19 protein-coding genes are annotated in these 24,461 nt (G+C 71.8%); 9 read left to right on the top strand and 10 right to left on the bottom strand.

Annotation, left to right across the window (positions count from 1 at the left end):
* Window positions 1-463: 463 nt before the first annotated feature.
* From CA984_RS06845 to CA984_RS06855, 3 genes are all read right to left on the bottom strand, one after another.
* Window positions 464-1,219 (bottom strand): ABC transporter ATP-binding protein, encoded by a 756-nt coding sequence (locus tag CA984_RS06845; protein WP_086569387.1) that lies wholly within the window; start codon window positions 1,217-1,219, stop codon window positions 464-466.
* A gap of 45 nt (window positions 1,220-1,264) precedes the next feature.
* Entirely contained in the window at window positions 1,265-3,961 is a 2,697-nt protein-coding gene (locus CA984_RS06850) for an ABC transporter permease subunit (RefSeq protein ID WP_086569389.1), read from the bottom strand.
* A 181-nt stretch (window positions 3,962-4,142) separates the two neighbouring features.
* Complete coding sequence (locus tag CA984_RS06855; RefSeq protein WP_086569391.1) at window positions 4,143-5,402, bottom strand: ABC transporter substrate-binding protein; 1,260 nt, start codon at window positions 5,400-5,402, stop codon at window positions 4,143-4,145.
* 216 nt (window positions 5,403-5,618) lie between these two features.
* On the opposite strand from CA984_RS06855, the gene CA984_RS06860 reads away from it, so the two are divergent.
* On the top strand, window positions 5,619-6,722 hold the full coding sequence (locus CA984_RS06860; protein WP_086569394.1) for an alcohol dehydrogenase catalytic domain-containing protein: 1,104 nt from the start codon (window positions 5,619-5,621) through the stop codon (window positions 6,720-6,722).
* Window positions 6,723-6,725: 3 nt separating this feature from the next.
* Here CA984_RS06860 and CA984_RS06865 read toward each other — a convergent pair whose 3' ends face one another.
* Entirely contained in the window at window positions 6,726-8,966 is a 2,241-nt protein-coding gene (locus CA984_RS06865) for an MMPL family transporter (RefSeq protein WP_242675791.1), read from the bottom strand.
* A 125-nt stretch (window positions 8,967-9,091) separates the two neighbouring features.
* Between CA984_RS06865 and CA984_RS06870 the strand changes: the two genes are divergently transcribed.
* The 3 genes from CA984_RS06870 to CA984_RS06880 all read left to right on the top strand — a co-directional run bounded on the left by CA984_RS06870 (window position 9,092) and on the right by CA984_RS06880 (window position 11,269).
* Window positions 9,092-9,637, top strand: coding sequence for a TetR/AcrR family transcriptional regulator (locus CA984_RS06870; RefSeq protein WP_086569398.1), 546 nt, complete (start codon window positions 9,092-9,094; stop codon window positions 9,635-9,637).
* Between the two features lie 158 nt (window positions 9,638-9,795).
* Window positions 9,796-10,377 (top strand): TetR/AcrR family transcriptional regulator, encoded by a 582-nt coding sequence (locus tag CA984_RS06875; protein WP_086569401.1) that lies wholly within the window; start codon window positions 9,796-9,798, stop codon window positions 10,375-10,377.
* A 133-nt stretch (window positions 10,378-10,510) separates the two neighbouring features.
* Window positions 10,511-11,269, top strand: coding sequence for an SDR family NAD(P)-dependent oxidoreductase (locus CA984_RS06880; protein WP_086569403.1), 759 nt, complete (start codon window positions 10,511-10,513; stop codon window positions 11,267-11,269).
* A 228-nt stretch (window positions 11,270-11,497) separates the two neighbouring features.
* Here the strand turns inward: CA984_RS06880 and CA984_RS06885 are convergent, their stop codons facing one another.
* The 3 genes from CA984_RS06885 to CA984_RS06895 form a co-directional block, all read right to left on the bottom strand.
* A complete protein-coding gene (locus CA984_RS06885; protein WP_086569405.1) occupies window positions 11,498-13,543 on the bottom strand; it encodes a serine/threonine-protein kinase in 2,046 nt (681 codons plus the stop codon).
* Window positions 13,544-13,663: 120 nt separating this feature from the next.
* A complete protein-coding gene (locus CA984_RS06890) occupies window positions 13,664-15,121 on the bottom strand; it encodes a serine/threonine-protein kinase (protein ID WP_086569407.1) in 1,458 nt (485 codons plus the stop codon).
* A 26-nt stretch (window positions 15,122-15,147) separates the two neighbouring features.
* Entirely contained in the window at window positions 15,148-15,972 is an 825-nt protein-coding gene (locus CA984_RS06895) for a TIGR03619 family F420-dependent LLM class oxidoreductase (RefSeq protein WP_086569409.1), read from the bottom strand.
* Window positions 15,973-16,079: 107 nt separating this feature from the next.
* Between CA984_RS06895 and CA984_RS06900 the strand changes: the two genes are divergently transcribed.
* The 5 genes from CA984_RS06900 (at window position 16,080) to CA984_RS06920 (ending at window position 20,355) form a co-directional block, all read left to right on the top strand.
* Window positions 16,080-16,871 (top strand): alpha/beta fold hydrolase, encoded by a 792-nt coding sequence (locus tag CA984_RS06900; protein ID WP_086569411.1) that lies wholly within the window; start codon window positions 16,080-16,082, stop codon window positions 16,869-16,871.
* Complete coding sequence (locus CA984_RS06905; RefSeq protein ID WP_086569413.1) at window positions 16,868-18,118, top strand: LLM class flavin-dependent oxidoreductase; 1,251 nt, start codon at window positions 16,868-16,870, stop codon at window positions 18,116-18,118. Before CA984_RS06900 ends, CA984_RS06905 begins: the two co-directional genes overlap by 4 nt.
* 36 nt (window positions 18,119-18,154) lie before the next feature.
* Window positions 18,155-19,036 carry a TIGR03619 family F420-dependent LLM class oxidoreductase gene (locus CA984_RS06910; protein WP_031165468.1) on the top strand — a complete coding sequence of 294 codons (882 nt, stop codon included), beginning with the start codon at window positions 18,155-18,157 and terminating at the stop codon, window positions 19,034-19,036.
* A 135-nt stretch (window positions 19,037-19,171) separates the two neighbouring features.
* Complete coding sequence (locus tag CA984_RS06915) at window positions 19,172-19,981, top strand: HipA family kinase (protein ID WP_086569415.1); 810 nt, start codon at window positions 19,172-19,174, stop codon at window positions 19,979-19,981.
* Complete coding sequence (locus CA984_RS06920) at window positions 19,978-20,355, top strand: DUF3037 domain-containing protein (protein ID WP_086569417.1); 378 nt, start codon at window positions 19,978-19,980, stop codon at window positions 20,353-20,355. Before CA984_RS06915 ends, CA984_RS06920 begins: the two co-directional genes overlap by 4 nt.
* A gap of 31 nt (window positions 20,356-20,386) precedes the next feature.
* Here CA984_RS06920 and CA984_RS06925 read toward each other — a convergent pair whose 3' ends face one another.
* The 3 genes from CA984_RS06925 to ispG all read right to left on the bottom strand — a co-directional run bounded on the left by CA984_RS06925 (window position 20,387) and on the right by ispG (window position 24,438).
* Complete coding sequence (locus CA984_RS06925) at window positions 20,387-21,229, bottom strand: GNAT family N-acetyltransferase (RefSeq protein WP_086569419.1); 843 nt, start codon at window positions 21,227-21,229, stop codon at window positions 20,387-20,389.
* A gap of 62 nt (window positions 21,230-21,291) precedes the next feature.
* Window positions 21,292-22,884, bottom strand: a complete 1,593-nt coding sequence (locus tag CA984_RS06930; protein WP_086569421.1) for an alpha/beta hydrolase — start codon at window positions 22,882-22,884, stop codon at window positions 21,292-21,294.
* Window positions 22,885-23,271: 387 nt separating this feature from the next.
* Window positions 23,272-24,438 carry a flavodoxin-dependent (E)-4-hydroxy-3-methylbut-2-enyl-diphosphate synthase gene (gene ispG / locus CA984_RS06935; protein ID WP_086569423.1) on the bottom strand — a complete coding sequence of 389 codons (1,167 nt, stop codon included), beginning with the start codon at window positions 24,436-24,438 and terminating at the stop codon, window positions 23,272-23,274.
* Window positions 24,439-24,461: the final 23 nt, after the last annotated feature.

Here is a 24,461-nt window from a genome sequence, read left to right on the forward strand (position 1 = left end):
GACCCGAGTTGATCCACGGCGGGATGGGCCTCGGCGGGCCCACCCGGTCCCACGGCGGGTCCGCCTGAGCCTGGGGTGGAATCGGCTTGACCATGGACAGATCAGACGCGGAAGGCTGTGACTGGACGGCAGCGGAAGCGGTGCCGCCGAGAAGGAAGAGACCGGTGGTGGTCAGGCACAAGAGACGTCGCATGAAATCCCCAATAGATGTGCATGGTTTGAATGGCCAAAAAGGGAGACTTCCGGCCTTTTCGGGGGAATGACGTGCGCCCTGAACTGTGGAAATACTATATCGACCCATCGTGGCATGTCTCGCAGTGACTCACCATGGAACGTTATCAATCCGCCGGTTGCATCCACAGAAATGGCATAGCGGCAGACTGGTGTGAAATAGCCGCCAGCGCCATATATCCGCTGCTTTCCGGTAAAATTGGCAGGGATCCGGAGTCGCCCGCCTCTGTCCTCACAGACCGCCGAGGTAGGCGGCGCGCACCATGGGGTCGTCGCCGATCTCGGCGGGGGTGCCCGAGGCGATGACCTTGCCGAGGTCGAGGACGACGAGGCGGTCGCAGACGTTCATGACGAAGCCCATGTCGTGTTCGACCAGCAGGACCGTGGTGTCCAGCGCCCTGATGATCTCCTCCATGCGGGCGGCCTGGTCGGCGTCGAGGCCGGAGGTCGGCTCGTCGAGCAGGAGCAGCGAGGGGTGGTCGGCGAGGGCGCGGGCCAGCTCGACGAGACGTCGCCGGCCGACGGGGAGGGCCGCCGCGTAGGCCTCGCGCAGCTCGGTCAGCCCGCACAGCGCGAGCACCTCGTCCACGCGTTCCCGGCGTTCCCGCTCCAGTCTCCGGCGGGCCCGTCCACCGGCCAGATCCGCCGGCAGGCCCCCGCCCCCGCCCCGCCACTCGATCGCGGCCAGCACGTTGTCGGCCACGGTCAGCCGCCCGAACACCTGGGTGCGCTGGAAGGTACGGCGTAGCCCGTCGCGTGCCCGCCGTACCGCCGGGACGCCCGTGGTGTCGCGGCCCGCCACCGAGACGGAGCCCGAGGTCGGCCGGCGGAGTCCGGAGATCACGTCGAACAGCGTGGTCTTGCCCGCGCCGTTGGGCCCGATCACCCCGCAGACCTGGCCTTCCGGCACCTCGAAGGAGACGTCGGTGAGCGCGTGGACGCCCCCGAAGGACACCGACACGGCCTCGACGGCCAGCGCTGCGCTCATCGCTCGCCCCTCCCTCTCACTCCTCACGAGACCCCCAGTCACTCCTCACGAGACCCCCAGGTAGGCGGCGGCGAGCCGGGCGCCGTCCACCTGGGCGCGGGGACCGGTCCACGTGACCCGGCCCAGGCGCATGAACACGACCGTGTCGGCGAGTCGCAGGGCCGAGGTGGCCTTCTCCTCCACCAGGAGCAGCGCGACACCGCGCGCCCGGAGCTCGGCGAAGACCTCGAACACCTGCTCCGCGACGAGCGGCGCCAGCCCGAGCGACGGCTCGTCGGCGATCAGCACCCGGGGCGGCCTGACCAGTGCCGGAGCGAGCGTGAGCAGCTGCTGCTCGCCGCCCGACAGCGCACCGGCCGCGACGCCCCTGCGGCGGGCGAGCTGGGGCATCCGTTCGTAGACGGGGCCGGGGTCGGCGAGCCAGGTGCGCAGGTTCTCGTCCACGCTCAGCCCCGGGAACACCCCGCGTCCCTCCGGGGCGAGCAGCACGCCGGCCCCGGCGCGGCGGTGCGCGGGCCAGGAGGTGACGTCCACCCCGTCCAGGATCACCCGGCCGGCCGTCACCGGCAGGTCCCCGGCGGCCACCGCGCAGGTCGTCGACTTGCCCGCGCCGTTCGCGCCGAGCAGCGCCACCACCTCGCCCGGCCGGACCGTCAGGTCCACGCCCCGCAGCACCGTGACGTCGCCGTACCCCGCCACCACGTTCTCCAGCCGGAACAGCGCGTCCGGCGCGGGCCGGCCCTCCTCCGGGCCGGGGGCCGCGGCGGCGGCCGTCATGGGCGCGGCCACTGCCGAGGCCTCGCGCTGGATGGCGGCCGCCCCCTCGCGCCGCTGCCTGCCCACGCGCCGTCGGTAGCGGCTCTCGGCCATCTGGGCGAGCACGCCGTCGGGGTGCCGGGCCAGGATCATGCCGCCGAGGCCGAACAGGATGGCGCCGGCGTGGGCGGAGATGTGCCATCCGGCCAGCAGTTCGGGGAAGACCGCGGCGATCAGCCCGCCGAGCACGGCGCCGCCGATCCGCCGGACGCCCTGCAGGACCACCACGGCCAGCCAGACGAAGCCGGCGAAGGCGGGCAGGTCGGTGGCGGTGATCGAGCCCTTGAAGGTCGCGAACAGCACGCCGCCCAGCCCGGCGATCCCGGACGCCAGCGCGAACAGCATGATCTTGGTGCGGGGGGCCGAGATGCCCGAGGTGGTCGCGGCGGCGGGGGCCGAGCGGACGGCCAGGACGGCCCGGCCGGAGGCCGAGCGTTCCAGGTTGCGCACCAGCAGGCCGACCAGCCCGATCAGGGCCAGCAGCAGCACGACCCGGACCCGGGGATCGGTGGTGTCGGTGAAGCCCAGGCCGATCGCGGGCAGCGGCCAGCCGATCGTGCCGTTGCTGAACGCGTCGATCTGGAACAGCACCTGGTCGGCGAGGAGGGCGAGGGCGAGTGTCGCCAGGGTCAGGATGCGCCCGCCCAGCCGCAGCGCGGGCAGTGCGACGAGCACACCCACCGCGGTCGCCCCCAGGACGCCGAGCAGGATCGCCACCGGCAGCGGCAGCCCGGAGGAGAGCGCCCAGCCGCAGGTGAGGGCAGCCATCGAGGCGAAGGACGCCTGCGCGAGGTTGACCATGCCGCCGATGCCGGTGACGACCACGAACGAGCAGAAGATCAGCGCGAGGACCAGCCCCTGGGCCACCACGCTCACGTAGAAGTCGTCGGCAGACCGGGTGAGGGTCCACGCGAGGAGGGCCGTCAGGCCGAGCGCCCACGGCAGGCGCCGCCGCCACATCGGCAGGCCGGCCAGGTGGTCGGGCGGCGGCGCGTCCTCGGCGGCGGACCCGGCGACCCGCTCCTTGGACCGGTTGAGCAGGATCAGCCCCACGAACAGCAGGATCACCGGAACGGCGGTGCGCAGCCCGGTGACGTCCTCGGCGAAGTCGGCGTATCCGGCCACCAGGTTCTGCACCACGCCGAGGCCGAGGCCGGCCGCGAACGTCCACGGGATCGACCGCAGCCGGCCGAACACCGCGGCCGTCGCCGAGACGAACAGCATCACGGTGAACGCCGTGGAGTCCAGGCCCAGGGTGGAGACCGCCAGTACCCCGGCGAGCCCGGCGAGCGCCGAGCCGAGCGTCCAGGCCATGGCCGAGGAGGCGTCGGCGTCGATCCCTCGCAGGGTGGCCAGCCTGCGGCGGTCCACCGAGGCGCGCATCCGCAGGCCGTACGGCGTGTGCCGCATGAAGGCCCACAGCCCGGCGGCGGCCAGTGCCGCGAAGGCGAAGGTGATGAGCTGGTCGGAGTCGAGGTGGACGCCGCCGAAGGTGAAGATGACCGCCGGGTAGGGGCCGAGGCCGTGCGGCAGGGAGGTGGCGTCGGCGCGCGGCAGCCCGAACGGCTCGGCGACCAGGTCCACGATCCAGAGCCCGAGCGCGGGCAGCGCGATGGTCAGGCCGATGGTCCCGACGATCTGCGCGGTCTCCCCCGCCTGCGCCAGGCCGCGGAACATGGCCCTGTGCAGCACGTATCCGAGCAGCGGCGAGAAGAGTCCCACCGCGACCAGCCCGGCCGTCCAGGCGGGCAGTCCCAGCCCGGCGTTGAGTTCGAAGAACAGCAGCGCGGCCAGGAAGCCGACGGCGCCGTGGGCGAAGTTGAACACGCCCGTGGCCGAATAGGACAGGGTCAGCCCGGAGGCCATGACCGCGAATACGGCGCCGGTGACGAGGCCGCTGACGATGTAACCGAAGAGCTCCGACATAAAGGGCCTTCACCCCAAGAGTTCGCGCCTGTTCTCTGCCTTCACGCGGCGAGGGCCCGCGTTCCCGTCCTCCTCCCGCGGGAGCCGACCTGGGCGCCGGGATGTCCTCGCGGACATCCCGGCCGCCCCTGTCCCGCCGCTCACGTGGCCCGCCAGACTCGCGAGCGGCAAGTTCCGGCCGCTATTTCAGCGGGACGTTGTCGAAGCACTTCATGTTCTTGGCGACCTTGAACGCACCGCCCTCAAGCTTGACCAGGGCGCCGCAGCCGTTGGGTTCGGTGTGGTCCTTGGGGTACCGGATCCTGCCGAATCCGGCGTTCTCGTAGGTGAACGAGCCGTTGGCGGTGGCCAGGAACCTCTCCCTGGTCAGGTCCCTGCCGGTCTGCTCCAGCACCTTGAGGAAGATGTCCGCGGCCCAGTAGCCGATGGCCAGGTGCTGGGTCAGCGCGGTGCCCGGCGCCGCCTTCTCCACGTCCGCCTTGAGCTGGGCGATCTCCGGCGCCTGGGACTCGAAGGGCTCGAACATGGGGGCCGCGATCACACCTTCGAGTGCCTGGGCGGTGGCCGGGTCCTTGAGGATGGCCGCGTCGTAGCTGGTCGCGTCGGACAGCAGCCCCTTGTACCCGGCCTTCTTCAGCGCGGCGTACAGACCGGTGTTGAACTTGGTGCCGGCGATGATCGAGACCACCAGGTCCGGGGCCTCGCCGCCGTCCGAGGTCATGATCTTGTTGACGTAGGGCAGCCAGTCCGGCGGCGGGGCGGCGGCGGGCAGCCCGGAGTTGAGGCCCGCCAGCGTGAAGCCCGCCGCCTGGAAGGACTGGGAGATGGTCTTGCCTCCGTACTTGCTGCCGCTGGAGTCGGTCGTCTGGACGTAGACGCTCTTGCCCGCGGACCCGCCGATCAGCTCGGCCATCTGGTTGCCCCACCAGGTCTGGGAGCCCGCGCCCGGCTTGGGGGCGAGGCAGCCGTTGTAGCCGAAGCCGGTCTCCGTGCCGCACCACTGCGGGCCCGTCGCCCAGCCGAACCACGGCACGCCCTGCTGCTCCAGGAAGGTCGCGCCGCCGAAGTTGGGCGCGTGCACCGGCACCAGCGCGAACACCTTGTCCCTCTGGACGAGTTTCTTGGCCGCCGCGTCCCCCTTGGCGGCGTCCTGGTTGTCGTCCTCCGCCCCGGCGAACTCGATCCTGCGGCCGTGCACGCCGCCCGCCTCGTTCGCCCGCTGGAACCGGGCCCTGGCCCCGATCTCGGCGTCCTTGGTCGAGTAGCCGCTCGCGCTGGTCTTGGTGAGCACGCCGCCCACCGTGACCGTCGTGTCGGTCACCCCGGCGGCCCCCGCCGCCTCGCCGGGGGCGCCCGCGCCGTTCTTCTGTGCGGCCGCGCAGCCGGCGACGAGCGCCGCCGCGGTCACCAGGCCGATGAGTCGCACTGCCTGCCGTCTCATGGATCACTCCCTGCCGTGCCGCGCGGCTCGCGCCCGGCCCGCAATTTGGCCTAGCGCTCGCTTGGTTTCGTCAGCGTAGATTTGGCACTTCCGGAGTGTCAATGGAGCACCGCCCGACAGTTGCGGCGCCTCCGGAAACCAAGCAAATGTTTGCTTATGAGCCTGGTCCCGGCTAGCGTGCGGAGCGCACGGGTCCTCGGCGACGGGAGCGGACTGATGTTGATGCGCGCGGCCGTACTCACCGGGTTCGGGGCGGCGCTGGAGGTCCGCGAGGTCGAGATCGCCGACCCCGGGCCGGGTGAGGTCCGCGTCAGGATCAAGGCGTCCGGGGTGTGCGGCTCGGACATCAAGGCACTGGACGGCAAGAGCCCGGTGGTGCGGCGGCCCCCCTTCGTCCTCGGCCACGAGAGCGCGGGGATCGTGGAGAGCACGGGCGCGGGCGTGACCGGGGTCAGGCCGGGCGACCATGTGATCATCGCGATGAACGGCGCCTGCGGGCGCTGCCGCAACTGCGGCGGCGGCCGGTTCCACCTGTGCGGCGGACCGGCCCGGACGGCCGCGATCATGGGCACGATGCGCGACGGCACCACCCGGATCAAGGTGGACGGCGCCGACGCCAGGACGATGATCGGCATCGGCTCGTTCGCCGAGTACGCCGTGGTCAACGAGCCGATGTGCGTGAAGATCGACAAGAGGGCGCCGTTCGACACCATGTGCCTGCTGGCCTGCGGGGTGGTCACCGGGGTCGGCGCGGTGCTGAACGTGGCCGGGGTGACGCCGGGCTCCAGCGTGCTGGTGGTCGGCTGCGGAGGCGTCGGGCTGAACGTGGTCCAGGGCGCCGCGCTCGCCGGGGCCACGACCATCATCGGCGCCGACGTGACCGAGTCCAAGCTGAAGCTGGCCGGGGAGTTCGGCGCCACCCACACCATCCTCTCCAGCGACCTGCCCCGGCAGGTGGGCGAGATCGTCCGGGGCGGCGTGGACTACGCCTTCGACGTCACCGGCGTGCCCAGCGTGCTCGGCGACGCCTTCGCCGCCACCCAGCCCGGCGGCACGACCGTGATGGTCGGCAGCCCGCCCCAGGGCCGGCCGCTCACCATCGAGCCCGGTCTGCTGTTCGCCTCCCGGCGCCTGATGGGCACCCAGGGCGGCGACGCCGCGCCGCTCCGCGACCTGCCCATGCTCGCCGAGCAGTACCTGCGCGGCCGTCTCGACCTCGACCGCCTGGTCAGCGAGCGCGTACCGCTGGAGGACGTCAACGAGGCGATCCGCCACGTCCGCGAGGGCGCGGTGGCCCGCAGCGTGATCGTCTTCGACTGACGGTCAGCCGTGGCCGGCGACGACGAGCTCCTTGCGAGGTTCCTCGGCGGAGGCCTCCTCCTCCTCGTGCCCCTCGATGGAGAGGTTGGGCAGGATCCGGTCCAGCCACCTGGGGCACCACCAGTTGAACCTGCCGAGCAGGACCATGGTGGCCGGGACCAGGAAGCCCCGGATGACGGTGGCGTCCACCGCCACGGCCACCGCCAGGCCGACACCGAAGATCTTGACCATGGGATCGGGGTAGGCGATGAAGGCGACGAACACGGCGACCATGATCAGGGCGGCGGAGGTGATGACCCGGCCGGTCGCACCCAACCCCTCGGCCACCGCCCTGCGGTTGTCGCCGTGCCTCAGATACGCCTGCCGTACGGCGGTGAGCAGGAAGACCTCGTAGTCCATCGACAGGCCGAACAGCACCGCGAACAGCATCAGCGGGATGTAGCTGTCGATCGGCACCGTGAAGAACAGCGTGGTCAGGTAGGAGTCGTCCGCGCCCACCGGCGGGTCCATGCCGACCAGCCCGCTGCCCAGCCCGAGGGAGAAGACCAGCGAGAGCGCGCCGAACGCGGCGCCGAGCGAGACCAGGTTCATCAGCGCGGCCTTGATCGCGACCACCGGCGACCGGAACGCCAGGAGCAGCAGCAACGCGCTGAGCAGCACCACGACGCCGACGACCAGCGGGGTGCGGTCGGCGATCCTGGCACTCGCGTCGGACATGGCGGCCACCTCGCCGCCCACGTGCACCCGCGCCCCGGGGACCCGGATCGCGCGCATGTCCTCGACCACCTCCAGCGCCCGCGGATCGCTGGGCGCGTACGCGGTGACGGCCTGGACCAGCACGGCGGTGCCGCCGTCGTTCAGCACGGGCTCGCCGACGTGGGCCACCCCCTCGACCGCGCCGGCCTCCTCCTTCAGGAGCCGGAGTACGGCGGGCGCGGGATCGCGGTCGACGACCCTCTCGTCGAGGGAGGCGACCACGATCAGCGGCCCGTTGATCCCGGGCCCGAATCCGGCCTGCATGAGTTCGTAGGAGCGGCGGGCGGCGGTGTCCCTGTCACCGTAGCCGTCGTCCAGCGGGCCGAGCTTGAGCGCGAGGGCGGGCGCGGTCAGCGCGGCGAGGACGGCGACGCTGAGCGCGAGCACGCTCCAGGGCCGCTTCGAGACCCAGGCCCCCAGGGCGCTCCAGCCCGCGGCCTCGTCCGCCGTCTTGCGCCGGCCCATGAAGGGCAGCCGCAGCGCGTTGATCCGGTGCCCGAGCAGGCCGAGCAGGGCGGGGACGAGGGTGACGGAGGTGAGCACCGCGCAGACGACCGAGATGCCGGTGATCCAGCCGAGCGTCTGCAGCATGGGGAAGCCGCCGAGCAGCAGCGCGCTGAGCGCGATGATCACCGTGCCGCCGGCGAACACCACCGCGCCGCCCGAACTCGCGACCGTCCGGCGCACCGCTCCGTGCGTCGGCAGGCCGTCGGCCAGCAGCCTGCGGTACCTGCTGAGCAGGAAGAGCGCGTAGTCGATGCCGACGCCGAGGCCGATCATCGTCGCCATGATGGAGGCCTGCTTGGGGACGTCCACGACGTGGCCGAGCAGGCTGATCACCCCCAGGCCGGTCGCGATGCTGACCAGCGCCGTGAAGATCGGGATCATCGCGGCCACCAGCGTGCCGAAGGCGAACAGCAGCACCAGCAGCGCGCAGACCACGCCGATGATCTCGCTGGTCCCGGTCTTGATCTCCTTGTCCGCCGGGGTGGACGCGTCGGCGGGCACCGCCTCCACGCCGAGTGCGCGCACGGGCGCGGCCGCCTCGGAGAGCATCCGGGTGGTCTCGGCCAGCTTGCCGTTGTCGTGGCCCTTGAGCCTGACCGTGATGAGGCCGATCTCCAGGCTGGGCGCCAGGCCGCCGACGCGGTAGGGGGACTGGACCTCCGCCACGTGCGGGACCCGGCGGATCTCGTCCATCGCCCGGTGGACCGCGCGCACCCGGCGCTGGAAGGTGAGGGGACCGTCCGGGGAGTAGAGCACGATCTGGACCGTGCCCCCGGGGTCGTAGCCGGGGCCGAAGCCGTCGCGCATCAGGTCGTGGGCCCGCTGCGCGTCCGTGCCGGGTATGGTCACGTTGTTGCTCACCGGGCCGGCGAACGCGATCGAGCCCCCGGTCAGCAGCACGGCGGCGGCCACCCACAGTGCCAGCACGATCTTGCCGTGCCTCGCGCACCAGCTTCCCAGCCGTCCCAGCAGACCAGACATCGGCAACCGCCCCATTAAGTCTGAAATGTGCCTGAAACGCCGTACTGTACGGGCGTACAGAACCTACGATGAAAGCGTAGGCGCGGACATACCCGGAATGCTCTAGACCGTGCGGGAATGAGACGATGACCACACTTGAGCACGGCTACGACACGCGTAGCCGGATTCTTGAGGCCGCCCGCCAGCTCTTCGCCGAGCGCGGCTACGCCGCGACCTCACTGGCCGACATCGCCTCGGCCGTCGGGCTGACGAAGACCGCCGTCGCCTACCACTTCCATCCGAAGGACCGGCTGGCCGCCGAGCTGATCGCACCCGCCGCCGAGGACATCGTGGCCCTGTTCGAGACCGGCTTCGACGGTGAGCACGCGTTCGTCGAGGCGCTGGTGACCTTCACGGTCCGGCACCGAGCCATCGTCCGCCTGATCCTGGAGGACATCAGCGGCGCCGACGACGCCCCGCCCGGCTCCCCCGGCGAGGTCATCCGCGCCTTCCGGGACGCGATCTACACCCGCCTGGCCTCACCGGACGCGGACCCCGGCCGGCGGGTGCGCACCTGGGCGCTCCTGGGCGCCCTGCAGGGCGTCGTGGTCAAGACGATCGACCTGCCGGAGGAGGTCGTCCGGGAGCACCTGCTCACCGCCGCCTCCGCCCTGTACGGACCCTCCACCTGACCCGGAGGCCGCGTCGCACGGGGTGAACGCCGCGGCGTGGTCGCGGACGGAGCCGGCGATGCCGCGCGGGGGGCGAACGAGAAGGCCGACGGCCATGCCGTCGAGGAAGTCGCCACAATATTTGACCGTTCGGTCTAGATGTAATTAGGATTCGGCGCGTGGCGAGAACGAAGCAGTTCGATCCGGACGCGGCCCTGCAGAAGGCGCTGGAGCTGTTCTGGGAGCGGGGCTATGAGGCGACCTCCATGGCCGACCTGGTCCAGCACCTGGGCATCGCCCGAGCGAGCATCTACGCCACCTTCGGCGGCAAGCACGACCTCTACGTGAAGGCGTTCGAGAGGTATACGCAGACACGGGACCCCAACATCGTGGAGATGCTGTCCCAGCCCGGCCCGGCACTCCCCGCCGTGCGCGCGCTGGTCCAGGCATACGTCGAGGAGTCCCTGCACGACGAGCACAGACGCGGCTGCATGGTCGTCAACGCCGCCGTGGAGGTGATGTCCCGCGATCCGCAGATGGCCCGCAGGATCGAGGCGGGCTGGGACGTCCTGGAGACCGCGCTCACTTCGGCGCTGACCCGGGCGCGCGCGCAGGGCGAGATCCCGGACGACAAGGACCCGCGCGCACTGGCCCGTTTCCTGCTCGTACTGCTGCAGGGCATACGCGTTCTCGGGCGCGCGCACCCCGAGCCCGGCAGGTTGCGCGACGCCGCCGCGCAGGCGCTGGCCGTACTGGACTGAGGGAGTGACCACTGTGACGGGAGGCGATGTCGCATGCCCTCATAACAGAACGATCGATCCAGAATCGCTCCGCTCGTCACCGCCCTGTTCCCGGCGCGCATGCGCCGCGTCGAGTAAGTGAAGGAAAATCAGAATGACCGCACGTTTCACCGGCAAGGTAGTCCTGATCAGCGGCGGAGGTTCCGGCATCGGCAGGGCCGGCGCGCTCGCCTTCGCCCGGGAGGGCGCGACCGTGGTGGTCGCCGGACGCAACGCCGACTCCCTGCGGAAGACCGTGGAACTGATCGAGGCCGAAGGAGGCCGGGCCGACGCCGTCACCGCCGACGTCTCCTCCTCCCAGGACGTCGCCCGGCTCGTCACGACCACCGTGGAGCGTCACGGTGGCCTGCACATCGCCTTCAACAACGCAGGAGTTCTCGAGGCCGGACCACTCGCCGACATGGACGAGGCGGCCTGGGACCACCTGATCGCCGTGAACCTGACCGGCGTCTTCCTCAGCATGAAACACCAGATCGCACACATGCGCGCCAACGGCGGCGGCGTCATCGTCAACACGGCCTCCAACCTGGGCGCACACATGCGGCTGCCGTTCCTCGGCGCCTACGCGGCCTCGAAGGCGGCCGTGAGCGCGCTGAGCCGCGCGGCGGCAAGGGAGTGCATCGGACAGGGCATCCGCATCAATGCGATCAGCCCGGGCCCCATCGACACCGCCATGTCCCTGCGGCCGGGTGAGAGCGAGGACGCCCGCACAGAACGGATGAAGGAGGCGCTGCCGATCGGCAGAATCGGGACACTCGCCGAAGCGGCCTCCGCGGTGCTCTGGCTCGCGTCACCCGAAGCGGGCTTCACAGTCGGACACGACCTGGTCATCGACGGAGGCGCCACCGCTTGAACCGCACCCGGCTGGGATCCTCCTGGAGCGGAGCCGGGACGCGGCGCCCGGCGGCTCCGTCCGGGCCGACGCAGCCGGGGTCGTCGGCTGCCTGCGGGCGGCGCGGCGGTTCTCCGGGATCGAGCGCCCGCACAGAGGTGACGCGGAAGCCGGAGCCGAAGAGGCGAAGGCCCCGCCCGTCCTCACGGAGGACGGGCGGGGCCTCCCGTGGGCCCAGCCCGTTACGTCTCAGCCCCGCACCACGTCCCTGGCACGGCCGGGGCCGTCCGTGACCGTCGGGTCCATGGGGACCGTCTCGCCGGGGTCAGGACCGGGGCCGGGGCCGTTCTGCCCCTCGACGCCGACCGTGATCACGACCACGGCACCCGGCCGGGCACACGGGCCGGACACCCCTCCCTGCGCCAGCACCACACCGGACCGCGACGGGTCGTCGACGAGCCGGGGACGCACCCGTACGGCGAAGCCCGCCTCGCTGAGCGCGCTCCGCGCGTCCGCCTCCCGCTGACCGACGACCGAGGGCACCTCGGCCCCGCGCCTGGACACGACGAGCGCCACCGCGCTGCCCGAGGAGACGCGCTCGGCCGCGCCGGGGGCGCTGGCGAGGACCCGGCCCGCCGGCTCCGCCGAGCATCGCGCGGTGATCTCACCCGGGACCAGCCCCGCCCGGACGAGGGCGGCCTCGGCCTGCCTCCTGTGGAGACCGGCCAGCACCGGCACCGCGACCCCCGCGGAGATCTCCAGGTCGACCCTGGTCCCCCTGGCGACCACGGCCCGCGCCTCCGGCCGGCTGCTGAGCACCTGCCCGACCCGGCGGTCGGAGTCGGCCGAGGTGAGGACTCCGGCGACCAGGCCGGCCTTTTCGAGCAGGTTCAGCGCCTCGGGGCGGTCCAGCCCGGCGAGCGCCGGCACCGCGACCCCGGCGGCGGCCGGGGGCGCCGAAGGCTCCGGGGACGGGAGAGCGGCGCTCCTGGCGCCCGTGCCCGCCGGGTGCCTGGCCGGGGGAGCCGCCCTGGCCGGCTGCGAGGTGGGCTCGGCCCGGACGCCGGTCGCCGCCGCCGACCCTCCCGGCCGGCCCGGACCGACCGGCTCGTCGCCCCCGCTCAGTGCCGGGACGAGCACCGCGACCAGCACGGCCGCGCTCACCAGCAGCGCCCCCGACACGGCGACCGAGGCCCTGGTGGCCGCCCGGCCCGGCCGGGTACGCGGTTCGGCGGACCCATCGGGTGCGCCGCCGAGGCCGCGGAGGCGCGGCGCCGGGGGGAAGCCGCCGGGCGGAGCCGGAGCCGGCGGGGCCGCCGGCGGCAGGCCGGGCAGGGCCGGACCCGTCGAGGTCCATGACGGGGCCCGCCCCTGCCTGGACAGCGACGGAGACGGATCCGGCCAGGATCGCGACGGGGGCGGATCCGCCCGGACCTCGGGCACCGCCGGGCTCGCGGCCGGCGGTGATCCCGGTTCCGCCGGCCGTACGTCGCCGTCTCCGAGCAGCGCGAGCAGCAGCTCCCGGCTGGTGGGGCGGTTGCGGGGGTCCTTCTCCAGGCAGTCGGCGACCAGCTCGCCGAGCCGCCCCTCCAGGCGGCCCAGCTCCGGTGGGGCGGTGAGGACGCGGTGCAGCACGGCCGCGATCGAGTCCTGCCCGAACGGCGCCTGGGCGTTGGCGGCGAAGCAGACCGTGGCGCCCCAGGAGAAGACGTCGGCCGCCGCGCTGATCTCGGCCCCCTCCACCTGCTCGGGCGCCATGTAGGCCGGGGTGCCCGCACCGCGACCGCTCTGCGTGGCTCCCGCGTCCAGGGCCCTGGCCAGGCCGAAGTCGATGACCCTCGGCCCGTCGGGGCCCAGCAGCACGTTCTGCGGCTTGAAGTCGCGGTGCACGATCCCGGCCCGGTGAATGGCCGCGAGCGCCGTGGCCGTGCTGACGGCCAGGCGCTCCAGCGCGCCTCCCCCGCGGGGTCCACCGGCCCTGACCTCACGGTGGAGTGACGGGCCGTCGACGTATTCGCTGACGATGAACGGGCGGTCACCGGCCAGTCCGGCCTCGATCACCTGGGCGGTGCAGAAGCGGGCGACCTGCTTGGCGAGCTCGACCTCACGCAGGAAGACCGCCTCGTCCTCCCCGAGCGGGCCGTGCAGCAGCTTGATCGCATAGGGCTGGGAGCCGGTCGCGGGATGCGCTCCGAGATAGACCACCCCCTGACCGCCCTCCCCCAGGCGGCCGACGACCACGTATTCGCCGAGCCTGTCGAGGTCCCCCGTCCTGAGCGGCTGCGCATGCGGCACGCGAGCCTCCCCTCCCCACCACTCTTCCCACTCAAGAAGAGGTATTCCCGGCAGTCAACGGTGGCGAAGCGCTTGTTTCCCCGACCGTGACACTCATGTGATGCCCGGGTCAGCGGGAAATCAGGAGGAACGGGCCATCTCGCCCGAATAGCGGGCCTCCGTCTCGCCCGATCTCGTCACCCGGAAGGCCAGCCCGTCGGAGCCCCGCCGGGAGAACACCACCGTGCCCGGATAGCACTGCCTGCCCCTGACCTGCTCCAGTCGGTAGGCGCCGACGCCCGCCGGGGAGAGTCGTGCGGTGCAGTGCAGGTCGGCGCCCCACCTCATGCTCACCGCCTCCTCCGCGAAACGGACCTCCACCGGGAAGACCCGCTCGGCGGTGGAGTGGTCGGCGACACCGAGCCAGGTCCCCCTGTAGGAGAAGTCGTCACGGAGCCAGAACGCGGCGCCTCCGGCCGCGGCGGCCGTGATCGCCACCCCGGCCGCCGCGATCAGGAGCCACCGGCGCCGTCCTCGCGGCGCCCTCACCGCCGGAAGCTCGGCGGTCGAGCCCTCCGGCGTCCGCGGCTGGACGGTCGAGTCCTCGGTCACCGGGAGCTCCCCGGTCGAGGAGCCGACCACCGGGAGCTCCGCCGTCGAGGAGCCGGACGCCGGGTCCCGGGTCACCGGAAGCTCCGCCGTCGAGGAGCCGACCACCGGGAGTTCCGCCGTCGAGGACCCGGGCGCGGGGAGCGGACCGGTCCCCGGCGTGCCGTCCGGCCGGGAGACGGCGGTGTTGCCGTACAGCCGGCGCAACACCTCCTCGGCGACCGGCCGGTCCCCAGGCTCGGCGGTCAGGCAGGAGACCACGATCTCCCGGAGCGGGCCGTCCAGCGGGCCCAGGTCGGGCCTGCCGTACAGGATCCTGGCCAGCACCTCGTGGTAGGACCCGGCGGAGAAGGCGTGGCGGCCGGTGGCGGCGTAGGCGACGGTGAGCGCCCAGCTGAACATGTCGGCCGGAGGCCCGGCGGACTCGCCCTTGATCTGCTCGGGGGACATGTAGGCCGGGGTTCCGAAGGGGATCTTCCCGGTGGTGATCGTGGCGTCCATCATCCGGGAGATGCCGAAGTCGATCACTCGCGGGCCGTCCATGCCGAGCAGGACGTTGCCCGGCTTGAAGTCGCGATGGACCACCCCTGCCCGGTGGATGGCGGCCAGCGCGGTGGCCGTGCCGACCGCGATCCGGTCCAGCGAGCCGTCGACGCGCGGTCCCTCGGCCGCGATGTGCTCCTGGAGCGAGACCCCGTCGACGAGCTCGCTCACGATGTAGGGGCGGTCACCGTCGAGGTCGGCGTCGAGCACCTGGGCCGTGCAGAAGGGGGCGACCCGCCGGACGGCCTCGACCTCGCCGACGAGGCGGCGGCGGACCCTCTCGTCGTCCAGCAGCCGCGCGTGCAGCAGCTTCACCGCCACGCGCGGGCGCTCCGGGGACTCGGCGAGGAAGACGACCCCCTGACCTCCCGCACCGAGGCGGTTGATCAGCCGGTAACGACCGAGGTGCCGGGGGTCCTCCGGCCGGAGCGGAACCGGACGCGACATGGGACCTGACTATAACGATCTCCTCGTCACGTCAGAAAACCCACGTAACCGTCGAGCACCGCGAGCACCTGATCGGCGGGGGCGCCGGGGAGGCTGAGCACGACCTCCTCGATGCCCATTTCCGCGTAGTAGTCGAGCTTCTCCTCGCTCGGCAGCGTCCCGAACGGGATCACCTCGGCCATCTCGCGCCCCGCCTTCTCGCAGGCCTCACGCAGGGCGGGAAGCGCCGCCCTGACCCCCTTGCCGCCGATCGGCATCCAGCCGTCGGCGTACTCGGCGACGTGGGCGAAGAGCTTCGGGCCCGCCGCGCCGCCCACGTAGACGGGCGGTCCGGACACCGGTTTGGGCCAGGACCAGGAGGGCTCGAAGCTCACGTGACGGCCCGTGAAGCCGGCTGCCTCCTCGCTCCACAGCGCCTTCATCGCGAGAACGTGCTCGCGGGCGACGTCGCGGCGGAAGCCGTAGGCGACACCGTGGTCCTCGATCTCCTCCACGTTCCAGCCGAACCCGACGCCGAGCACCACCCGGCCGCCGGACAGGTGGTCGAGGGTGGCGACGGCCTTGGCGGTCACGATGGGCTCACGCTGGGCGGCGAGCATGATGCCGGTGCCGAGGGTGATCCGGCCGGTCACGGCCGCCGCGTGGGCGAGCGCGACCAGCGGGTCGAGTGTGCGGCTGTACTCCTCGGGGAGCACGGCCTGTCCGGCGGCGGGAGCCGTCCGGCGCGAGACCGGGATGTGGGTGTGCTCGGGCAGGTAGAGGGAGGCGAACCCGCGCTCCTCCGCGGCCCTGGCCAGCTCGGCGACCGGCATCGACCGGTCGGTGGCGAACATCGTGACACCCAGCCGCATGACAGCCTCCGGTTTCCCCGCACCGACCCCTTGGTAAACCAAGCGATTGCTCGGTTACCATTCCTAGGGTAGCTTGCCAGGCGGGCAATCCTCACGGAAGGGCGCTCATGGCGTTCACGGACTTAGGCGACGTGCGGCTGTTCCACACCGACGACGGGGCGGGGGACACGACGCTGCTGCTCGTCCACGGCCTGGGATCGGACTCCCATGAGTGGGTCCACCACATCCCCTCGCTCGCCGAACGGTACCGGGTCCTGGCGGTGGACGTGCGCGGACACGGCTACTCCTCCGCGCCGGAGACCGGCAACGCCCCCCGGCAGATGGCCGAGGACCTGGCCCTGCTCTGCGGCGCGCTCGGCGTCGAGTCCTGCGTGGCGATCGGCCACTCGATGGGGGGCCAGATCGTCTCCCACCTGGCCGTGGAACACCCCTCGCTGGTCAAGGCGCTGGTCACGGTCGACCCGGGGTACGGCTTCACCGGCGCGGTGGCGGCCTCCTTCCCGGCGCTGATCGAGCGGATGCGCGAGGACCCCGTGGCCGCCGCCCTCCGCAACGACCAGTGGACCTCCACCGGGGCGACCCCGCAGTGGCTGCGCGAGTGGCACCGGCGGCGGATCCTCGCCACACCCCCGCACGTGCTGCTCCAGGCGTTCGAGGCGATGTTCGGCGGACCGGACGCGCTCGGCGTCCGCCCCAACTCCGACGGATACCTGTCACGCCGGGCCTGCCCGGTGCTGACCTTCTGGTTCGACCCGACCCAGGCCGAGTGGGAGGCGGACCTGTTCAAGGACCCGCACTCCAAGGCCGTCACCTGGGAGGGCAGCGGCCACCGGCTGCACGAGGAACGCCCCGGGGAGTTCCTCCTCGTCGTCACGCACTGGCTAAGGAGTCTGGCATGAAGTTCTCGATATTCCTCAACCCGCAGATCCCCGGTTCCGGATACTCCAACGAGGAGAACGCGGTCGCCAAGCGGCCGATCGGGCGGGACATCGAGTCCTATCAGGCGCTGCTCCACGAGGTGCGCGAGATCGCGATCCACGCCGACCAGATCGGCTTCGACGCGCTGATGATGACCGAGCACCACTTCCACTCCGAGGGCTTCGAGTTCTCGGTGAATCCGCTGATGTTCCTCACCGACCTGGCGGCGAGGACCGAGCGCATCCTGCTGGCCCCGCTGGGCATCGTGCTGCCCGCCTGGGACCCGATCAGGGCGGCCGAGGACGTGGCCCTGCTCGACCAGTTCAGCAAGGGGCGGCTCCGCCTGGGCGTGGCCCGCGGCTACCAGAACCGGTGGATGAACGTGCTGGGCCAGCGCTGGCAGGCCTCCGCCGCCCGCTCCGACGGCTCCAAGAGCGACACCCGCAACTTCGACGTCTTCGGCGAGGTCCTGAAGATCATGAAGATGGCGTGGACCCAGGACACGCTGCGCTACAAGTCCGACGTGCTGGACTACGAGGTGCCCGCGCCGTTCGACGGCATCGAGGGCTGGCCCGCGCTGGAGTGGACCCAGAAGTTCGGCGCGCCCGGCGAGGTGGACGACCAGGGCAGGATCCACGCCGTCTCGGTCGGGCCCAAGCCGTACCAGTATCCGTATCCGGAGCTGTGGCAGCCGTTCACCATCTCCGACCGCTCGGTGATCCGGGCCGCGCAGGAGGACATCCTGCCGTGGATGTTCACCCCGAACCCGGACGAGCACGCCGCCAAGGCCAAGCTCTACCAGGAGGAGTCGGCCAAGTGCGGCCGCGACTACAAGCTGGGCGAGCACACCGGCATCCTCAAGATCATCGGTATGGCCGACACCCGGGAGGAGGCCATCGCCACCTACGGGACGAGCATGCAGAAGGACTTCGCCGCCTTCTTCGGCCCGTTCGGCTACCTGGAGGTCCTCCGCAAGCAGGAGGACGACAGGCACCAGCCGATCAGCCCGGAGAAGGGCGACTACAAGCGCATGAACGAGGTCGAGATGGCCCTGCTGGGCGGTCCCGACGACGTCAAGCGCGGCATCCAGCGCATGCTCGACCGGATGCCCGACCTGGAGTGGTTCGGCCTGTTCATGCAGGGACAGCAGGGGGTCCTCCCCCTCGACACCGTCAAGCGCAACCTCGAACTCTTCGCCACCAAGGTCATCCCCGAGTTCTCCGACTGACCCCGCCCGCCGCATCCGAGAACCCGGGGAGGATCCGTGCAGTTCTGGCTTGGAGCGTCGTTCGTCGAGACCGACCAGTTCGTCGAGCTGGCCAAGGTGTCGCAACGGTGCGGCATCCACACGCTCACCCTGTCGGACCACATCTTCTACGCCGACTTCGACTCCCCCTACCCCTACTCCAGCACGGGCGCGCCCCGCTGGAACGCCGAGACCCACTGGCCCGACGTATGGGTGACGATCGGCGCGATGGCCGCGGTCACCTCCACCCTGCGCTTCGCACCGAACGTCTACGTCGCCCCGGCCCGCGACCTGTTCACGGTCGCCAAGCAGGTCTCCACCGCGGCGGTGATCTCCGGGGACCGGGTGACGTTCGGCGTCGGCGTCGGCTGGTGCAAGGAGGAGTTCGTCCAGACCGGCCAGGACTTCCACACCCGGGGCCGCAGGCTGGACGAGATGATCCCCGCGCTGCGCGAGCTCTGGGCGGGCGGCACGGTCGAGCACCACGGCGCTCACTTCGAGTACGGCCCGCTGTCGATCTCCCCCGTCCCCGCCCGGCCGGTGCCGTTCTTCGTCGGCGGCGACAGCGAGGCCGCGCTCCGCCGCGCGGCACGGCTCGGTGACGGCTGGATGGGCAACCGCGTCTACTCCGAGGAGCGGCTCGACGTGGTCCTCGCCGACCTCCGGCGCTACCTGAAGGAGTACGGCCGGGCCGAGGACGCCCTGGAGATCATCGCCCCTCTCGCGGTCATGCCCGACGCCGGGACATACCGGCGCTTCGCGGAGAAGGGCGTCACCGGCACCATGGCCGCCCCCTGGTGGCTCGCCACCCCGCAGGAGAAGGCCGAGCACGGCGACGGCCTCGCGCTCAAGGTCGCCACCATCGAGCGTTTCGCCGAAGAGGTGATCTCCAGGATGTGACCGCGGCCCGGACGGCCGCTCTGTCGCCGGACCCGCTCCCCGGGACGGCGCGCGATCCCCGCCGCGGCGTCACGGACCTGGTCCGGCGGTCGGCACCGCGCCGTCCGGGACCGCTCGACCGGGTAGCCTGGCGGAGTGCTGGAAGAGATCACGGCGACCCGCTACGTGACGCCCCTGCGGGAGGGCGGGTCGCTCCCCGGGGTGGTCGAGGCGGACGACCTCGGCACCTACGTCGTCAAGTTCCGCGGTGCCGGGCAGGGCCGCCGGGTGCTCGTCGCGGAGATCATCTCCGCCGAGCTGGCCAGGCGGCTCGGCTTCCGGACCCCCGAGCTGAAGGTGATCGAGGTCGACCCGCAGCTCGGCGCCCGGGAGCCCGACGAGGAGATCCAGGACCTGCTCAAGGCCAGCGAGGGCCACAACCTGGCGGTCGACTTCCTGCCCGGCGCCCTCGGCTTCGAGCCGCTCGCCTGGCCACCGGACCCCGGCCTCGCCTCCCGGCTGCTCTGGTTCGACGCCCTGATCCACAACGTGGACCGGAGCTGGCGCAACCCGAACCTGCTCCTCTGGCACGGCGACATCTGGCTGATCGACCACGGCGCCGCCCTCTGGTTCCACCACAACTGGCCCGCCGCCGACCCGCAGCGCGGCTTCGACGCGGGCGACCACGTGCTGGCGCCGTTCGCCACCCGGATGGCGGAGGCCGACGCCGAGCTCAGCGAGAGGATCACCAGGGATTTCCTCGACGGGATCGTGGACGAGGTCCCCGACGAGTGGCTGGAGGACGAGCCCGGGTTCGACGGGGCGCAGGCCGTACGGCAGGCGTATGTCGAGCACCTGCTGGCTCGCGCGCAGGGGCCCCGCGCATGGCTGCCCGACCCCTCGGTCGCCCCCAGGCAGGAGCGGAAGACCGGCTCGGTGGGCGCGTTCTGGAAGGACAGCCGGTGAGAGACGTCTACGAGTACGCCGTCATCCGGGTGGTCCCCCGCGTGGAGCGGGGCGAGCTGATCAACGCCGGGGTGGTGCTCTACTGCCAGCCGCGCGGCTACCTGTGCGCGCGGGTGGAGCTGGACGAGGCCCGGTTGCACGCGCTCGACGCCCACGCGGACGTCGACGGGGTACGGCACGCGCTCGGCGCCTACGAGCGCTCCTGCACCACCGACGCGGGACCGCTGGGCGGGGAACCGCTCGGCAGCCGGTTCCGCTGGCTGACCGCCCCGCGCAGCACGATCGTGCAGACCGGCCCGGTCCACGCCGGTCTCACCGCCGACCCCGGAGCCGAGCTGGAACGCCTGGTGGCCTGTCTGGTCCGCAGCCTGTGAACCGGCGCCGCCGCGAGGGCTCCGGAGTGCTCTAGAAGAGCACCGACATGAAGGTGCCGACCTCTTCGAACCCGGCCTTGCGGTAGGCGGCCCGGGCCGGGGCGTTGTAGTCGTTGACGTACAGCGAGACCACCGGCGCGAAGCAGTCGAGCGCGTGCTTGACCACCGAGGCCATCCCGGCTGCCGCGTGTCCCCGGCCGCGCAGGTCGGGATGGACCCAGACGCCCTGGATCTGGCAGGCCAGCGGCGTGACCGCGCCGACCTCGGCCTTGAAGACGACCCGGCCGTGCTCGATGCGCGCGTAGGAACGGCCGATCCGGATCAGCTCGGCGACCCTGGACCGGTAGAGGGCTCCGCCGTCACCGGCCTCCGGGGAGACGCCCACCTCCTCGGTGAACATCGCCACGCAGGCGGGGAGCAGGATCTCGAACTCCTCCGGCCGCACCCGCCTGACCAGCGGGTCGATCGGGACCGGGGACGGCGTGGTGACCGCCATCACCGGCTGGGCCCAGCGGACCGCGCGGGCGGCGCCCCAGTAGGGCTCCAGCCGCTCCCACAGCGGCGCGACGGCGTCCGCGGGACCGACGATCGAGGAACAGCGGCGGCCCTGCTTACGGGCGCGGTCAGCGAAGGCGTGCACGGCGTCCGTGCCGGCGTTCACCGGGACCAGGTTCGCACCGGCATAGCAGAGAGAGGTCAGGCCGCCGCGCGGCCCGAACCCCCACATCTGACCACCGAGCCTGGCCGGATTGAGCCCGACGGCACGGACCCTGGAGGCGACGAAGACGTTGACGACAGGATCGGCGTCCAGGAGCGCCAGCACCTCGTCACGATCGTTGTCGTCGAGCACGCGCGACGCCGTTGTGCGCAGCATCACGCGCTCAGCCTACGCGACCCCTTCGATTTTGGCAGGAACCAACATAGAGCCAGTCATCTCTACCTACTCAAATCAGCCCTCGCCGCCATACGGGCCGCGGGCACGGGCTCGGGGTTCCCCTCGCAGCGGGCGTCCGGACCGGCCGGGGAGCGCTCGGCCGGGCCGGGCAGGCTGCCGTCCTTGAGGTAGGCCGCCAGGTAGCGGTCCACGCAGCGGTTGCCGCCGAGCGCGACACCGTGGTTCCCGCCCGGCACGGTCAGCAGTCGGGAGCCGCTGAACAGCCTGCGCATCTGCAGGGCCCCCGGGTAGGGCGTGGCGGCGTCACGCTCGGACTGCACGAGCATGACCGGCGGCAGCTCCTGGCTGTCCTGGATCTTCACCGGGGGCCCGCCCTTCTCGGGCCAGAACGCGCACGGCGCGTTGTACCAGGCGTTCGGCCAGGCGAGGAAGGGCGCCTTGGCGTGCAACTTCGACATGTCCGTCCGCCACTGGGACCAGTTACGCGGCCAGGCGGCGTCGCGGCACTGTATCCCGAGGTAGACGGCGTAACCGTTCTCCGCCTTGGCGTCGTTCTCCGCGTGCCGGCGGTAGGCGGCGAGCATGGGGGCGGTGTCGCCCCTCTTGACGTAGGCGGAGAACGCCTTGGCGAGCTGCGGCCAGACCGCGTCGGAGTAGCCGCCGACGGTGTAGACGTCGTCCAGCTCGCTCGGACCGACCACCCCGCCTGCCGGCCGGGTGCGCAGCCGCTCCCGCATGGCGTACCAGGCGAAGGAGACCGCTCTGCCGGTCCCGCCCAGCCTGTAGACGTCGTTGTGGCGGGCGGTCCACTTCAGGAAGTCCTGGTGCCGCCGGTCGAAGGCGGTGCCCTGGGAGAGGTTGGCGTCGTACCAGACCCCTCGGGGGTCGACCACGCTGTCCAGGACGAGCCGCTTGACCCGGTCGGGGAAGAGCGTCGCGTACACCGCGCCGAGGTAGCTCCCGTAGGAGTAGCCCAGGAAGCTGATCTCGGGCTCGCCCAGCGCCTCTCTGATCGCGTCCATGTCCCTGGCGGAGTTCTCGGTGCTCATGTGGGGCAGCAGCCAGCTCCACCGGTTCTCGCACGCCGTGGCGTACTGCCGGGCCCGGCCGATCAGCACGGCCTCCTCCCGCTCGTTGCGCGGCACATGGTCGGGGCGGGGCGCGGCGTAGTATTTCGCGGGGTCCACGCAGCGGAGCGCGGGCTCGCTCTCCCCCACCCCCCGCGGGTCGAAGCCGATCACGTCGAACCGGTCGGCCAGGTGGTCGGGGAGCTGGGTGGCGACGTATTTGGCCAGGTTACGGCCGGATGCCCCGGGCCCTCCGGGATTGACCAGCAGGACCCCCAGGTGGTTGTGGTCCCGCGAGGTCTTCCCCTTGATCCGGTTCAGGGCCAGGCTGATGGTCTGGTAGGGGTTGGCGTAGTCGAGCGGCACCCTCAGGTCGGCGCACTCCACCTCGCCCTCCCGGGCTCTGGCCGGAGGGGTGAGCACGCCGTCGAAGAGCGCGGGCTTGGGCTTGTCGGGACAGGGCCCCCAGACCAGCTCGTCCTGCTCCTGCGCCACCGCTCCCCGTGGAACCCCGACGGTGACGGCCAGCATCCCGGCGACCGCGACAATCCCGACGACCCTTTTCACAGACTCCCCCTCCGCATAGGCAGAGGCGATGGTCTCCCGGGGGGTGGCACGGCCACCGGCGTAACAGCCAGATACTTACCACTCTGTAGGCAGTCGATTGCGTTGTGTAATCGATTCCGGCAAGGCGTCCGGGACAGGTTTTCCCGCTGCACCGTCCTGGGCGACCTCCCCGCCGCGCAGGCGGGGGCCGGCCGCCGCGGGCGTCTCTCCGAGGGCGGCCGGGAGGCGCGCCGCGCGGCCCGAAGACGTACGGCACCGCCCCGGCGCACTCGCGAACCGGAACGGGCACAGAGCCTGAAGGCCCCGGCCCCAGCACGGGATCCGGAGGCCCCGGCCCCGGCACGGGATCTGGAGGCTCCCGCCCCGGCACGGGCGCCCGAACGGGTTCTAGCGGACGACGACCTCGGGGCCGGGGGCGTCGTCGTCGAGGTCGACCTCCACGCCCATCTCCTCCGCCAGACGCAGGGCCTCCTCGATGAGGGTCTCCACGATCTGGGACTCGGGGACGGTCTTGATGACCTCTCCCTTGACGAAGATCTGGCCCTTGCCGTTGCCGGAGGCGACGCCGAGGTCGGCCTCTCGGGCCTCGCCGGGACCGTTGACGACGCACCCCATCACCGCGACGCGGAGCGGGACCTTCAGCCCCTCAAGGCCCGCCTGGACCTGCTCGGCCAGGGTGTAGACGTCGACCTGGGCGCGACCGCAGGACGGGCAGGAGACGATCTCCAGGCCGCGCTCGCGCAGGTTCAGCGACTCCAGGATGCCGATGCCGACCTTGATCTCCTCCACCGGCGGGGCCGACAGCGACACGCGGATGGTGTCGCCGATGCCCTCGGCGAGCAGCGCGCCGAACGCGACGGCGGACTTGATCGTGCCCTGGAAGGCCGGGCCCGCCTCGGTGACGCCGAGGTGGAGCGGGTAGTCGCACTGGGCGGCCAGCAGACGGTAGGCCTGGATCATCACGACCGGGTCGTTGTGCTTGACCGAGATCTTGATGTCGCGGAAGCCGTGCTCCTCGAAGAGCGAGCACTCCCACAGGGCCGACTCCACCAGCGCCTCGGGCGTCGCCTTGCCGTACTTCTGCAGCAGCCGGGGGTCGAGCGAACCGGCGTTGACGCCGATCCGGATGGGCACGCCGTGGTCGGAGGCCGCGCGGGCGATCTCGCCGACCTTGTCATCGAACTTCTTGATGTTGCCCGGGTTGACCCGGACGGCCGCGCAGCCCGCCTCGATCGCGGCGAAGACGTACTTCGGCTGGAAGTGGATGTCGGCGATCACCGGGATCTGCGACTTCCTCGCGATGATCGGCAGCGCCTCGGCGTCGTCCTGGGAGGGCACGGCCACCCGGACGATCTGACAGCCCGACGCGGTCAGCGCGGCGATCTGCTGGAGCGTGGCGTTGACGTCGGCGGTGACCGTGGTGGTCATCGACTGGACGGAGACCGGCGCGTCCCCGCCCACCGGGACGGAACCCACCATGATCTGACGGGATTTGCGTCGCTCGGCGATCGGTCTGGTCCTTACGGAAGGAATACCGAGAGCAACAGATGTCATTTTCAGCCCTTGAAGTGTCGACG

The sequence above is a fragment of the Streptosporangium minutum genome (assembly GCF_002149035.1).
Taxonomy (GTDB): Bacteria; Actinomycetota; Actinomycetes; order Streptosporangiales; family Streptosporangiaceae; genus Streptosporangium; species Streptosporangium minutum.